The sequence below is a fragment of the Sphingopyxis alaskensis RB2256 genome (assembly GCF_000013985.1).
GTDB lineage: Bacteria > Pseudomonadota > Alphaproteobacteria > Sphingomonadales > Sphingomonadaceae > Sphingopyxis > Sphingopyxis alaskensis.
On sequence record NC_008048.1, the window covers coordinates 821,854 to 836,138 of the forward strand.

The 14,285-nt window shown below is 63.8% G+C and carries 12 protein-coding genes and 2 pseudogenes; 3 read left to right on the forward strand and 11 right to left on the reverse strand.

From position 1 onward, the window contains the following. Complete coding sequence (locus tag SALA_RS04115; protein ID WP_153802630.1) at window positions 1–582, reverse strand: superoxide dismutase family protein; 582 nt, start codon at window positions 580–582, stop codon at window positions 1–3. A 559-nt stretch (window positions 583–1,141) separates the two neighbouring features. Here SALA_RS04115 and SALA_RS04120 point away from each other — a divergent pair. Continuing rightward, window positions 1,142–1,953: pseudogene (locus tag SALA_RS04120) on the forward strand (transposase); the annotation flags it as partial. Here the strand turns inward: SALA_RS04120 and SALA_RS17610 are convergent. Beyond that, window positions 1,942–2,199 (reverse strand): hypothetical protein, encoded by a 258-nt coding sequence (locus SALA_RS17610; protein WP_084764668.1) that lies wholly within the window; start codon window positions 2,197–2,199, stop codon window positions 1,942–1,944. The pseudogene SALA_RS04120 and the gene SALA_RS17610 overlap by 12 nt on opposite strands. A gap of 11 nt (window positions 2,200–2,210) precedes the next feature. On the opposite strand from SALA_RS17610, the pseudogene SALA_RS04125 reads away from it, so the two are divergent. Next, window positions 2,211–2,785, forward strand: a pseudogene (locus tag SALA_RS04125) (transposase); the annotation flags it as partial. Between the two features lie 158 nt (window positions 2,786–2,943). Here the strand turns inward: SALA_RS04125 and phoB are convergent. The 7 genes from phoB to SALA_RS04160 form a co-directional block, all read right to left on the reverse strand. Next, complete coding sequence (gene phoB, locus SALA_RS04130; RefSeq protein WP_011541129.1) at window positions 2,944–3,642, reverse strand: phosphate regulon transcriptional regulator PhoB; 699 nt, start codon at window positions 3,640–3,642, stop codon at window positions 2,944–2,946. Continuing rightward, the gene (phoU, locus tag SALA_RS04135) at window positions 3,642–4,364 is read right to left on the reverse strand and encodes a phosphate signaling complex protein PhoU (RefSeq protein ID WP_011541130.1); all 723 of its coding nucleotides are present in this window, start codon (window positions 4,362–4,364) and stop codon (window positions 3,642–3,644) included. The genes phoB and phoU overlap by 1 nt, the downstream gene beginning before the upstream one ends. A 118-nt stretch (window positions 4,365–4,482) precedes the next feature. Then, complete coding sequence (gene pstB, locus SALA_RS04140; protein WP_011541131.1) at window positions 4,483–5,265, reverse strand: phosphate ABC transporter ATP-binding protein PstB; 783 nt, start codon at window positions 5,263–5,265, stop codon at window positions 4,483–4,485. A gap of 16 nt (window positions 5,266–5,281) precedes the next feature. After that, a complete protein-coding gene (pstA, locus tag SALA_RS04145; protein ID WP_011541132.1) occupies window positions 5,282–6,538 on the reverse strand; it encodes a phosphate ABC transporter permease PstA in 1,257 nt (418 codons plus the stop codon). Continuing rightward, window positions 6,531–7,907, reverse strand: a complete 1,377-nt coding sequence (gene pstC, locus SALA_RS04150) for a phosphate ABC transporter permease subunit PstC (RefSeq protein WP_011541133.1) — start codon at window positions 7,905–7,907, stop codon at window positions 6,531–6,533. The genes pstA and pstC overlap by 8 nt, the downstream gene beginning before the upstream one ends. A 312-nt stretch (window positions 7,908–8,219) precedes the next feature. Beyond that, window positions 8,220–9,281, reverse strand: a complete 1,062-nt coding sequence (locus SALA_RS04155) for a substrate-binding domain-containing protein (RefSeq protein WP_011541134.1) — start codon at window positions 9,279–9,281, stop codon at window positions 8,220–8,222. 141 nt (window positions 9,282–9,422) lie between these two features. Beyond that, window positions 9,423–10,343, reverse strand: a complete 921-nt coding sequence (locus SALA_RS04160) for a hypothetical protein (protein WP_041383080.1) — start codon at window positions 10,341–10,343, stop codon at window positions 9,423–9,425. Window positions 10,344–10,456: 113 nt separating this feature from the next. Between SALA_RS04160 and SALA_RS04165 the strand changes: the two genes are divergently transcribed. Next, a complete protein-coding gene (locus SALA_RS04165; protein WP_011541136.1) occupies window positions 10,457–10,765 on the forward strand; it encodes a putative quinol monooxygenase in 309 nt (102 codons plus the stop codon). A gap of 717 nt (window positions 10,766–11,482) precedes the next feature. Here the strand turns inward: SALA_RS04165 and SALA_RS04170 are convergent. Next, on the reverse strand, window positions 11,483–12,766 hold the full coding sequence (locus SALA_RS04170; protein WP_011541137.1) for a citrate synthase: 1,284 nt from the start codon (window positions 12,764–12,766) through the stop codon (window positions 11,483–11,485). Window positions 12,767–12,804: 38 nt separating this feature from the next. Then, window positions 12,805–14,277, reverse strand: coding sequence for a glutamate--tRNA ligase (gltX, locus tag SALA_RS04175; protein WP_011541138.1), 1,473 nt, complete (start codon window positions 14,275–14,277; stop codon window positions 12,805–12,807). Between the last annotated feature and the right edge of the window lie 8 nt (window positions 14,278–14,285).

A 14,285-nucleotide genomic window follows, 5' to 3' on the forward strand; every position in this document is an offset into this window, starting at 1 on the left:
TCAGCCGCCGACGGGACCGCCCGCGACGATCACGCCGCACGCAACACGCCCACCGCTGTTGCCGCTGGGATCGGTCTTCATATCGTCGGGACCGGCGTGAATGACAAAGGCCGCGCCGTCGGCGTCGAGCAGCCCGCTCTCGCCGTCGAAGCGCGAACCGACCATCCGCAGCGTCGCGCGACCGATCTGGCCGGGCTCGACGACCAGATTGGGCAGGTCGCCATGATGCGCACCCATCGGATTGTCACGGCCGTGCTGAACCCCGGTCGGGTTCCAGTGTCCGCCTGCGCTGGCGAAGTCGGGCGGTGTGCATTGCCCAACCGTATGCACGTGCATGCCATAGGTGCCGGGACCGAAACCGCGCGCGACCAGCTCGATGCGCAGCCCGCTCGCGTCGCGATAAATGTCGGCGCGACCGCGGTCGGCGCCGCTGGCATCGTAAAGCTGCGCGTGGGCGTCGGGCGGCGGCAGCGTCGTCGTCGGCGCCTTGCCGCCCATCCCCGCGCAGCCCGCGAGGAGCAGCGCCCACGCGAGGGCGCCACCGTAGGCGAGAAACTGTTTGTGCTGCGAACCGATCGTCATGTGGCTGCTCCCTGCTATCCCGTCCTGATCAGAACGCCGTAGCGGCGCGTTTCGATCCCCAGGCACGATGCCGCTTTTTGGAGCAGGTTCCAAGGGCATAGGGTCAGGACCCATTAATTACCCCTTCGAGGCGTCGAAATGGCGAAGATATCGGACCTTGGCGGGTGCGGCGGGTAGCATCGGAGATTGAAGCCATTTCGACTCCTCGAAGGGGTAATTAATGGGTCCTTCTCCTGGAGCACGGTGCGGCCGCGATCCGGTCGGCGCCGGAGGACTCCCGATCGGTCCAAAGGTCAGGGAAAGTCAGCCCTGTGCAGCCCCCGGTTGGCAGCGCTCGGCCGACAGTTCGACCCGGCTCCTGCTCGCATCCCAAAGCCGGGCAGCCGCCGCAATCTTGTGCGCCGATTGAAAGAACCGGTGTAGAGGTTCGCACAGGCGGAGCATGTAGGACAGCGTTTTTTTGTGGTGTCCGCGTTGGGGTATATTCTGTTGAAAAACTCGCCCTTGCGGAGGGGCTGAAGTCCTGATTCAACCTGAGGGTTATCGGGAGGATCAGCTGATGATGGGCGAGCGAACGGTGATGCAGGAAGCGCTGTTCTACAGCTTCAGCATCGAGAACCACGTGCCTGCAGATCACCTGCTCCGGTCGATCGACCGGTTCGTCGATCTGGGCGGCCTCCGCGAGCATCTGCGGCCCTATTACAGCGAGATGGGGCGCCCCTCGATCGATCCCGAGCTGATGAACCGGATGCTGATCATCGGCTACTGCATGGGCATCCGTTCCGAGCGACGACTGTGCGAGGCGGTGCATCTCAACCTCGCCTACCGCTGGTTCTGCCGTTTAGGTCTCGAAGGTGCGGTGCCCGATCACTCGACCTTCTCAAAGAACCGCCACGGCCGGTTCCGCGATAGCGACCTACTGCGCCGACTGTTCGAGATGGCTGTCGAGCGCTGCATGGCCGAGGGGCTGGTCGGCGGAGAGGGCTTTGCAGTCGATGCGAGCCTCATCCGCGCCGATGTTCACCGGCAGCGTTCAGTAACAGGCGAGGAAGGCCTGCCGACCGAAGCGGCGGGACGCGCCGTGCGCGAGTATCTGGAAGTGCTCGACGATGCTGCCTTCGGCGGCGCGACGCCGGTGAGACACCCAAGCGGATCAACCTTACCGACCCTGCGTCGCGCTGGACCGCGGCCACGCGCGAGGCGGCGTTCTACTCCTACAGCACCAACTAGCTGATCGACCTCGACCACGCTGTGATCGTCGATGTCGAAGCGACGACCTCGGTCCGCCAGGCCGAGATGACCGCCCAACGCAGGATGATCGAGCGAACGCAGGAGCGCTTCGGCATCTGGCCCGAGCGGCTAGAGCGCGATGACATGATATTGATCCACCGTGACGGAGGCGATTTTGGCCGAGTGCGAGGCGCGAGGAGCGGCGCGATGCGGGACATCGCGCCCGACGAGCAACGTGGCAATCGGCAAAAATCGACCCGCCCCGGAGGGGTTGCCCCCTGAAGCCCGCCGGACAGCGGCGCGTCTCTGGACCGGGCAACCAGCCCGTCCTGCGAGACGCTTCTTGCCGACGAACTTCAGGGGGCAATCACGGTGGGTCAATATCATGTCATCGCGCTCTAGTGGCCGACGCGGCCTATGGCTCTGCGGCCAACCTGGCCTGGCTGGTCGAGGACAAGAGCATCGAGCCGCATATCCCGGTGTTCGACAAGTCTGCCCGCAACGATGGCAGCTTCGAGCGCGCCGACTTCGTCTATGACCATAACAACGACAGCTACATCTGCCCCGGAGGTAATCGCCTGCGTCGCTCCAACCCCACTTCAGTTCGCCGCGCTCCGGCGTCGATAAGGACGGCTCGATCCGCTACCGTGCCCGTCAGCAGGACTGCCAGGACTGCACCTTCCGGCAGCGATGTACGCCCAACATGCCCGCTCGCAAGGTGACCCGCTCGATCCACGAAGGCGCTCGCGATCTGGCTCGTAACATCGCCACGACCGACGCCTGTCTCGTCTCACGCCGGCAGCGGAAGAAGGTCGAGATGCTGTTTGCCCACCTAAAGCGCATCCTGAAGATGGATCGCTTGCGCCTGCGGGGTCCCAACGGAGCGAGAGACGAGTTCCACCTCGCCGCCGCAGCCCAAAACCTCCGGAAGATGGCGAAGATGACCCCGATGCGGAGGCTCGCCCTCGCCTGATCGGGAGCGGGGTCCCGCTCGCCCCCAATCCGACCCGCCGCTCCGTCGTCGCAGAGGCCGACTTCTTCAACAGAATAGGTCGTTTACCCGACATACGCCAACTTTCGCCAGGTCCGGCATGATGATGGCCTGCCTCCGGCCGGTCCGCGGCCGCCCCATCAAACGCTCTTGCCCGCGTCCAGCGCATAGCCCGCCGAGCGCACGGTGCGGATGATGTCGCTCGTTCCCGGCAGGTTGATCGCCTTGCGCAGCCGCCGGATATGGACGTCGACCGTGCGCAGTTCGATGTCGCTGTCCTGGCCCCACACGCTGTCGAGCAATTGCCCGCGCGAAAAGACGCGGCCCGGATGTTCCATGAAATGCCTGAGCAGGCGGAACTCGGTCGGCCCCATCGTGACGACCTGACCGCCGCGGACGACCTTGTGCGCGACCGAATCGAGCTCGATGTCGGCATAGCTCAGCATTTCGCCAGCGAGCGCCGGGCGCAGGCGGCGAAGCACCGCCGACACGCGCGCGACCAGTTCGCGCGGGCTGAACGGCTTGGTCACATAATCATCGGCGCCGGTTTCGAGCCCGCGGATGCGGTCCTCTTCCTCGCCGCGCGCGGTGAGCATGATGATCGGCACGTTCGCCGATTTGGGATTGCGGCGCAGGCGGCGGCAGACCTCGATGCCCGGCAGGCTCTCGATCATCCAGTCGAGCAGGACGATGTCGGGAACGCGCTCCTCGACCAGCACCAGCGCCTGCTCGCCATCGGGGGTCTGACGGACCGAAAAGCCCTCGCGCGCGAAATGCCAGACGATGAGTTCGGCGATCGCCTCGTCATCCTCGATCAGCAGCAGATCGGGCTGGGGCATCAGCCTTGCTCCTTCTCCGCCGCGGCGCTTTCCTCGGGGGTTTCCCCGCGCTCGCGCTCCTCCATATGTTCGCCGGTCACGACATAATAGACCATCTCGGCGATGTTGGTCGCATGGTCGCCCATCCGTTCGAGGTTCTTGGCGACGAACAGCAAATGCGCGCTTTCCGAAATATATTTCGGATTTTCCATCATGAAGGTGACGAGCGTGCGGAAGATGCTGTTGTAGAAATCGTCGACATTCTTGTCGCGCGCGGTCACCCGCACCGCCAGTTCGGCGTCGCGCGCCGCAAAGCTGTCGAGCGCGTCGTGGACCAGTTCGGCGACGATGTTCGACATCGACATCAGCACCGGGATCGCCTCGATCGAGCGCGTCTGGTCCATCAGCGCGACTCGCTTGGCGATATTCTTGGCATAATCGCCGATGCGTTCGACGACCGAGACGATTTTCAGCGCCGCGATCATTTCGCGCAGATCGTCGGCCATCGGCGCGCGCAGCGCGATCGTCTGCACCGTCAGCTGTTCGACCTCGGCCTCGAGCGCGTCGATCTTCCTGTCGTCGCGCACGACCTGCGCCGCGAGGTCGAGGTCGCCCTTGCCCAGCGCCGTCATCGCCTGGAGCAGCGCCTGTTCGGCGCGACCGCCCATCTCGCTGATCAGCCCGCGCAGGCGGTTGAGGTCTTCGTCGAAGGCTTTGACCGTATGATCGTTCGTTAATGCCATCGTTCGTTCCTTTGGGGTCAATTTCTATCCCGTTCGCGTCGAGCGAAGTCGAGACGCCCCTCGGTCCTGCACCGCGTCTCGACTACGCTCGACGCGAACGGGGAAGGGGAGGCTCGCGTCAACCATAGCGACCCGTGATATAATCCTTGGTGCGTTCCTGCTTCGGGTTGGTGAATATGTCGGTGGTCTTGCCATATTCGACCAACGTCCCGAGGTGGAAAAAGGCGGTGCGCTGCGACACGCGCGCCGCCTGCTGCATGTTATGCGTGACGATCACGATAGCATATTTGCCGCGCAGTTCGTGGATCAGCTCCTCGATCTTTGCGGTTGCGATCGGGTCGAGCGCCGAGCAGGGTTCGTCCATCAAAATGACTTCGGGATCGACCGCGATCGCGCGCGCGATGCACAGGCGCTGCTGCTGGCCCCCCGACAAGGCGGTGCCGCTTTCATTGAGGCGGTCCTTGACCTCGTCCCACAGCCCGGCGCGCACCAGCGCGCGCTCGACGACGACGTCGAGGTCGGCCTTCGACGGCGCCAGCCCGTGGATGCGCGGGCCATAGCCGACATTGTCATAGATCGACTTGGGAAAGGGGTTCGGTTTCTGGAACACCATGCCGACGCGCGCGCGCAACTGCACCACGTCCATCGACGGCGCATAAATATCCTCGCCGTCGAGTTCGATCTTGCCCGTCACCTTCGCGCTGGCGACCGTATCGTTCATGCGGTTCAAGGACCGCAGGAAGGTCGATTTGCCGCATCCCGACGGGCCGATGAAGGCGGTGACCAGATCGGTGCCGACGTCGATCGACACATTGTTGATCGCCTGTTTGTCGCCATAAAAGACGTTGACGCCCTGCGCCCGCATCTTGGGATCGGTGATGGTAAGATCGTCGTTTGTCATGGTTGGGGGGTCATTTTCACCAGCGTTTTTCGAACTTGTTGCGAAGATAGATCGCAAAGGCGTTCATCGACAGCAGGACAATCAGCAGCACGATGATCGCGGCGGAGGTTTTCTCGACAAAGCCGCGATCGACTTCGTCCGACCAGAGGAATATCTGCATCGGCAGCACGGTCGAGGGCGAACAGATGCCGCCCGGCACGTCGCCGATAAAGGCGCGCATCCCGATGAGCAGCAGCGGCGCCGTCTCGCCCAGCGCGCGCGCCATGCCGATGATCGTGCCGGTGAGGATGCCGGGGAGGGCAAGCGGCAGGACGTGGTGGAACACGACCTGCACCGGACTGGCGCCGACGCCCAGCGCGGCATCGCGGATCGACGGCGGCACCGATTTGATCGCGTTGCGGCTGGCGATCACGATCACCGGCATCGTCATCAGCGCGAGCGTCAGCCCGCCGACGAGCGGGCTCGCCTGACAGATGCCGAACCAGTTGATGAACACCGCGAGCGCGAGCAGGCCAAAGATGATCGAGGGCACCGCGGCCAGATTGTTGATCGACACTTCGATGAGGTCGGTCCACCGGTTCTTGGGTGCATATTCTTCCAGATAGAGCGCCGCGAGCACCCCGGTCGGGAAAGCAATCAGGAAGGCGATGAAGATCGTCAGCACCGATCCCTTGAGCGCGCCCCAGATGCCCGCGACCGCGGGGTCGGTCGCATCGGCGTTCCTGAAGAAGGGCCAGTGGATGCCGGTCGACAGCCTGCCGTCCCTTTCCAGCGCGTCGACCCGCGCGCCCAGTTCGCCGCGCGCGCCTTCCTTCGCCATGATGTCGACTTCGGACGCCGCGGGCAGTTCGAACACGCTTTTGCCGTTCAGCAGCTCGGGGTCGGCCTTGATCGCGCTGCGCACCTCTTTCCAGGCGTTTTCGGAGATCAGCTTCGACCCGTCCTCGCCCAGCGCCTCGTCGGCGGCAAAGGCGACGATATCGGCCAGCCCCGCGCCTGCGATCAGCTGGTCGGCGTCGGGATCGTCCAGCCGCGATGCGTCGATTGTGAGCGGCGTCGCCTTGAAGTCGATCGGCACCGAAACATGCGTATAGGTAAAGCCGCGCGCGCCGTTGCCGACCATCACGAACAGCAGAAACGCCAGGAACGCGCCCGACAGCAGCACCGCCGCCAGCCCGATCGCCTTGAACCGGCGTTCGGCGGCATAGCGGCCCGCGATGCGTTTCTGCATCGCCGCGGCTTTCCAGTCGGTCGGGGCGGTGTCTCTATTCATAAGCTTCGCGATACTTTTTCACGATCCGCAGCGCGGCGATGTTGAGCAGCAGGGTGACGATGAACAGCACAAGGCCAAGCGCAAAGGCGGCGAGCGTCTTGGCGCTGTCGAACTCCTGATCGCCGGTCAGCAGCTTGACGATCTGCGCGGTCACCGTGGTGACGCTGGCAAAGGGGTTGGCGGTCAGGTTCGCCGACAGGCCCGCGGCCATCACGACGATCATCGTCTCGCCGATCGCGCGGCTGACCGCGAGCAAAATGCCGCCCATCACGCCGGGCAGCGCGGCGGGGATCAGCACCTGGCGGATCGTCTCGTTCGGCGTGGCGCCCAGCGCCAGCGATCCGTCGCGCATCGCCTGCGGCACCGCGTTGATGCTGTCGTCGGCCATCGACGAGACGAAGGGGATGATCATCACGCCCATCACGATGCCCGCCGCCAGCGCGCTTTCGGTCGAGGCGTTGGGGATGCCCAGCATCACTGCGAAGTTGCGCAAGGCGGGCGCCACCGTCAGCGCGGCGAAATAGCCGTAGACGACCGTCGGCACGCCCGCGAGGATCTCGAGGATCGGCTTGACCCAGCGGCGCACCGCGGGAGCGGCATATTGGGTCAGATACACGGCGGTCATCATCCCGATCGGGATCGCGACGATCATCGCGATGATCGCGCCGATCAGCACCGTGCCCCAGAACAAGGGAATGCCGCCGAAGGTATCGGGCTGCGGTGCGCCGCTCTGCGGGGCCCAGGTCGTGCCGAACAGCAGCTCGGCGGGCGAGACGAGGCGGAAGAAGCGGATCGATTCGAAGAGCAGCGACAGCACGATGCCAAAGGTCGTCAGGATCGCGACGAGCGACGCGAGCAGCAGCACCAGCATGACGATCCGCTCGACCCGCGTTCGCGCCCGGAAATCGGGCTTGATGCGCGTGAAGGCATAGAGCCCGCCCGCCAGCGCCAGCGCCAGCATCGCCGCGATGCCGATCCACGCATATTTGCGGCTCGCGTCGGCATAGGGTTTGACCAGCGGTTCGGCGGCGGGCAGGCGCACGTCGGCGGCGCGCCCCTGCGCCACGTCGCGCGCGTCGGACAGGATCGCCCCGCGCTCGAACCCGAAACTTGGCAGGCCCTGCGCCGCTTCGCTCGCCAGCACCTGATTGGTGATCAGCGCGGGCGACACCGACGACCAGACGGCGAGGAAAATCGCCGCGGGCGCAAACAGCCACAGCGCGACATACCAGCCATGATATTGCGGCCGCGAATGCAGCTTCGTCCCCGCGCGCCCCGCGAGCAGGTTCGACCGCGCGCGCCCGGCCAGCCAGCCGATCAGCGCAAGGCCCGCAATCAACAGCAAGAGGGCGGCGGCGTTGAAGGTCACTTATGTCCCCGTATCGCGTCTAGGCTCGTCGTCGCCATCCCAAAGCGGGGCGGCGTGGCAATTTGATGACTCTGCGTCATAATCTTTGTCGTCGCCCAAATCGAACCCCGTTTCCCGTTCGCATCGAGCGCCCACTTTCCGTTCGCATCGAGCGAAGTCGAGATGCCCCTCGACCTTGCGCTGCCCCGATGGGCATCTCGACTTCGCTCGATGCGAGCGGGATTGAATGGTCCCGAACGGGAGAAGGGAGGGAAAGAGTAAAACCGGCGGCCGGACCGGACAGACCCGCCCCGGCCGCCTGCATGAGCAACCTTATTTCAGCTCGCTGCCATCCAGCGGGGTCATCGCGGTGCCCGCGGCGCGCGCCTTGTCGGCGATGGCCTTGGGCGACACGATCAGCCCCTTGGCGTTCAGATACCCGCCGTCGGCCGCGCCCTTCAGGAACTCGGCGACATATTCGGCGAGGCCGGGGACAACGCCGACATGCGCCTTCTTCACATAGATGAACAGCGGGCGCGAACCGGGGTAGCTGCCATCGGCGATCGCCGCGTAAGTGGGCGCGACGCCCTGGATCGGCACCGCCTTGATCTTGTCCTTGTTCGCATCGAGATAGGAAAAGCCGAAGATGCCAAGGCTGGTCGGGTTCTTGTCGAGCTTCGAGATGATGAGGTTATCATTCTCGCCCTGCTCGACATAATAGGGCGAACCGCGCAGCGTGGTGCAGGTCGCTTCATGTTCGTCGGCGTTGCTGGCCTTCAGCGCCTTCATTTCGGGGTTCGCGTCGCATCCGCGGCCCAGGATCAGCTCCTTGAACGCATCATAGGTGCCGCTGGTCGACGGCGGACCAAAGACCGAGATCGCGACCGCGGGCAGCGCGGGGTTGACGTCTTTCCACGTCTTCGCGGTGTTCGGCTTGCCATAGGGGTTGGCGGCGAGCGCCTTATAGACATCTTCTTCGGTCAGCTTGAAACCGGGGCCGCGTGTCGCTTCGCCCAGCGCGATGCCGTCGATGCCGATCTGGATTTCGACGATGTCCTTCACGCCATTGGCGACGCAGGTGTCGAACTCCTTTTTCTTGATGCGGCGCGATGCGTTCGCGATGTCGGGCGTGTCGCCGCCGACGCCGGCGCAGAACCGCTCGAACCCGCCGCCGGTGCCGGTCGAATCGATCTTCGGCGTCTTGTTGCCCGTCGCTTCGGCGAACTTCTCGCCGACCGCGGTGGCAAAGGGATAGACGGTGGAGGAGCCGACCGCGCTGATATAATCGCGCGCGCCGCCACCCGAAGACGCCTGATCCTGGCACGCGGAAAGCGCCAGCGCGCACGTCGCGGCGCCAGCGACGCCAAGCATCTTGGGAGCGAATGTCTTGAACATGAAAAAGTCCTGTCGGGGGTCGTTACCGAACCAAGCCGCCACCCCCGCGGCGACTCGCTGAGCGCCCAATGGGGGTTTTGTGTGACGTGTTTGTGACAGGGAGTGTCATGGAAGTGTCATGGAACGCCTGTTCGCTTACACTCAATCTCCGGGGCTTTCGTCTGTTTCATACACTTTTTGAAGGTAGTAGAAGCGAGGGACGTACTCCCCGCTGCTGTCCAACTCGGAAGTGACAATAACATCCGCAATCACTTCTGACTTTTCAAAGAGATCCTCGCCATTGATATGGGGCGCTAGATGCAAAGGCCGACGGTGCGGAAATACCTCTTCGATGGTTGCGGCCCAAGCCTTGTTCTTGTCCAAATCGTGAGCCCGGAAATGAACAGTCACGCGCTCCAGTTCTTCCGTCTCGGTCGGCGGTTCGTACTGAGCGAGATCGACCTCCGACGGCATCGCCTCGATCGCCTCCTGCGAAATTTCGGTACCGGCGACTTTCACCGCAGTCGCCTTGTGGCGCTTTGCCGGTTCTAAGAAGTCCGCCGATGCTTTCATTACGGAGCGCTTGTGCTTTCTTAGCGTCCGCTCGATGGCCTCTTCAAGGTGCTCTTCTGTGACAGATGCTCGGTCTGCCGCTTCCTTTAAAAGCCGTTCCCGCTCTTGATCCAAGGCTTTTTCTTTTTTTCCAGGGAAAATTTTGGTTCGAACCCAATCGATACCCCATATGGCGATAAGCAGGACGAGGACCGACACTACGGAATCGTAAGTATCTGGTACATTTACGCCAAAAAGGGTGTTCAGAATGTCTGGCACGTCTTGTCCAAGCTCCGTGGCATATGCTGCCACAACTAGGGCCTCTAGGTTCGTCCTGAGTGGGCTGTCTTGCGATACCGCGCGTACCGATACAACGGGCTTTTCCAAGGTAAGGTTCGGGAACAGTTCTTCCAAGACGGAAAGCGCTTCACGAACTAATTTATCTTGGGCAACCAAACTCTTTGCGACTTCGGAAACGCTCGCTCGGCCATCAAAATCGTACGTTACCGAATGTGGAATTACGATGTCCATGAAAACCCCCGATATTCAGGAGAATAATTAGGCACGAATTATCGTAAGTGTCAAAAAATCCCGCCCATTTTGAATAGATGGCCTCAGAAAACTTCATAGGAACAGCGATAAAAATGATCCTCATCACCAGCCACGTCATCCACACCCCCGAACATCGCGAGCGCATGATCGCGCTCGGGGCCGAGCATAGCGCGCGTTCGCGCGGCGAGGCGGGGTGTCTGGGGCATCATTGTCATATCGATGTCGAGAGTGACCTGCGGCTCGTCTTTGTCGAAGACTGGGAGAGCGTCGAGGCCGTGCGCGCGCATTTTGCGCTGCCCGCGTCGCGCGCCTTCGTCGCGGAGATGCGCGCGCTGTCGCCCGAACCGCCGGTGATCCGCATTTATGCGGCGGAAGACATGACGGCGACGCCGATGGGGTAAATCTCCCCTCCCGCAAGCGGGAGGAGGGAAAAGGAAAAAATCGCTGTCCTACATGGGGCCGCTGTGCCAGCCTTTGATTCGGCTCTTTCGCATCATGAACAAACCCCCGTCGCCCCGCGCCGGGCGCGGCCCATCCTCGCTGCCTTTCCCGCGCCGCGGGATCGCGCGACAGGATAGCGCGCAAGGCTGACCTTTACTGACCTTTGGACGCTGCCCGCGCGCTTCGCCGGCGTCCGCCACCGCCTGTGCGCGCTCCGCAAACCCTTGTTTTTACCGGCATTAAGGTGACAAGTTTGACAAGTTAAGCGCGTGATCGGGTCGGGCACAGCCTCCTTATCCCGTCATCCCGGCGAAGGGTGTTCAGAGGCACGTGACTCTGAACACGATCTCGCCGGTGCGTCAGGTCGAGAGGGCGAGATCCCGGCCTTCGCCGGGATGACGAGATGAGGGGGAAACGGGATGACGATTCAGGGGGAAAGAGGGATGCGCCGCCCCGCCACCTCGCCCACGAAAAAGGGGCCGCAAAGCGCGGCCCCTTCCTGCATTCGTTGCCTTGCGGCGCCAGCGTTCAGCGCGTCGTGCGCTAAATTGGCACCACCTCAATCCCGTTCGTGTCGAGCGAAGTCGAGACACCCATCGATCTTGCGCCACGCCGATGGGTGTCTCGACTTCGCTCGACACGAACGGGACGATGACTCAGATTAAACGCACGCCGTTTTAGCGCTGGCTCACCGGCACATAGGGCCGGTGCGTCGGGCCGGTGTAAAGCTGGCGCGGGCGGCCGATTTTCTGTGCGGGGTCCGAAATCATCTCGTTCCACTGCGCGACCCAGCCGACGGTGCGGGCGAGCGCGAACAGCGCGGTGAACATCGTCGTCGGGAAACCGATCGCCGACAGGATCACGCCCGAATAGAAATCGACATTGGGGAACAGCTTTTTCTCGACGAAATAATCGTCGTTCAGCGCCATTTCCTCCAGTTGCAGCGCGACCTCGAACACCGGGTCGTTGACCTTCAGCGCGTCGAACACTTCGCGCACCGTTTTCTGCATCACCGTCGCGCGCGGGTCGTAATTTTTGTACACGCGGTGGCCGAACCCCATCAGGCGGAACGGGTCGTCCTTGTCCTTGGCGCGCGCGATATATTCGGGGATGCGTTCGGGGCGGCCGATCTCGCGCAGCATATTGAGCGCGGCCTCGTTCGCGCCGCCGTGCGCCGGGCCCCACAGGCACGCGATGCCCGCGGCGATGCACGCAAAGGGGTTGGCGCCCGACGAACCCGCCAGGCGGACGGTCGAGGTCGACGCATTCTGCTCATGGTCGGCATGGAGGATGAAGATGCGGTCGAGCGCGCGCTCGACGGCGGGCACCACCTCATATTCCTCGGCCGGAACGCCGAAGGTCATGCGCAGGAAATTGCCCGTGTAGCTGAGCTTGTTGTCGGGGTAGATGAAGGGCTGACCCACCGAATATTTATACGCCATCGCCGCGATCGTCGGCATCTTGGCGATCAGCCGGTGGCTGGCGATCATCCGCTGGTGCGGGTCCTGAATGTCGGTCGAGTCGTGATAAAAGGCGCTGAGCGCGCCGACGACGCCGCACATGATCGCCATCGGGTGCGCGTCGCGGCGGAACCCGCGGTAAAAGGTCGCGAGCTGTTCGTGCAGCATCGTGTGGCGGGTGATCGTATTGTCGAACGTCTTGAGCTCGTCGGCGGTCGGCAGTTCGCCGTTGAGCAGGAGGTAGCACACCTCCATGAACGACGAATGTTCGGCGAGGTCGCCGATCGCGTAACCGCGGTGCAGCAGCACGCCTTCGTCGCCGTCGATATAGGTCAGCTTCGATTCGCAGCTCGCGGTCGAGGTGAAGCCGGGGTCATAGGTGAAGGCGCCGGTCTGGGCATAGAATTTGCGGATGTCGACCACATCGGGGCCGACGGTGCCCGACAGGACAGGGCTGTCGACGGTCTTGTCGCCCAGCGTGATTTTCGCGGTGTCGGTCATATTAGGTTCCCTGTTCTGACGGCGGGGAGATGTTGCGGCTACGCCCCTGCCGGATAATGTTGCGCTGCGTCAAGTCGCGCCAGGCTGACTTTGCGGCCCAGCAGCAGCAGCACGTCGAAAATGCCGGGGGAAACCGTGCGGCCGGTCAGCGCCGCGCGTAGCGGCTGCGCCAGCTTGCCCAGCCCCAGTTCGGCGGCTTCGGCCTCGGCGCGCACCGCGGCTTCCAGATCTTCGCTCGTCCAGTGGTCGTCGTCCAGCCCGCGGAGCCGCTGCGTCATCGCGGCCAGCAGGCCTTCGGGAGCGGACGCTAGCACCTCGGCGGCTTTTTCGTCCACTGGCATGGGATCGGGGGCGAAGAGGAAGGTCGCGCCCTCGGCGATCTCGCCCAGCGTCTTGGCCCGCGGCTTGAGCGCCGCCATCGCCTGCGTCAGCAGGTCGCGGTCGGCATTGTCCAGCGCGCGTCCGACGAGCGCCTCGATGCGCGGCGCGACGAGGCCGGCGAGCCGCGCATCGTCGGCTTCGCGAAGATAATGACCGTTCAGATTCTCCAGCTTCTTGAAATCGAAGCGCGAGGGCGAGCGGCCGACATGATCGAGGTCGAACCATTCGATCGCCTGGGCGCGGCTGATGATCTCGTCATCGCCATGTCCCCAGCCCAGGCGGAGGAGGTAATTGTTCACCGCTTCGGGCAAATATCCCATCGCGTCGCGATAGGCATCGACGCCGAGCGCGCCGTGCCGTTTCGACAGCTTCGTCCCGTCGGCGCCGTGGATCAGCGGGACGTGCGCATAGACCGGCTCGCGCCAGTCCATCGCGCGGATCAGGGCCAATTGGCGAAAGGCGTTGTTGAGGTGATCGTCGCCGCGGATGACATGGGTGACGCCCATGTCATTATCATCGACGACGACGCTCAGCATATAGGTCGGCGTGCCGTCGCTGCGCAGCAGGATGAAATCGTCCAGCTCGGCATTCTGCACCGTAACCTCGCCCTGCACCTTGTCGGCAATCGTCACGGCGCCATCCTGCGGCGCGCGGAGACGAAGGACGTGCGGCGCCGCGGGGTCGCCGTCGTCGCGGTCGCGCCACGGGCTGCGGACGCGGAAAGGCTGACGCTTTTCCTGCGCTTCGGCGCGCATCGCCGCCAGCTCGTCCTGCGTCAGGTAACAGCGATAGGCGCCGCCGCGTGCGAGCAGGTCGTGCGCGACCTCGGCATGGCGCGGCGCGCGCGCGAACTGGAACACCGTCTCGCCGTCCCAGTCGAGTTCCAGCCAGCGCATCCCGTCGAGGATCGCGTCGATCGCCGCGTCGGTCGATCGCGCACGGTCGGTATCCTCGATCCGCAGCAGGAACTTGCCGCCATGATGGCGCGCGAACAGCCAGTTGAACAGCGCGGTGCGCGCGCCGCCGATGTGGAGGTAGCCGGTGGGCGAGGGGGCGAAGCGCGTCACCACGTCGGCGCCGGTCGCTTCGGGCGTGGCTGTTGCCACTCTGGTCGGATTTTCGGTTGCCACCGCGGCCT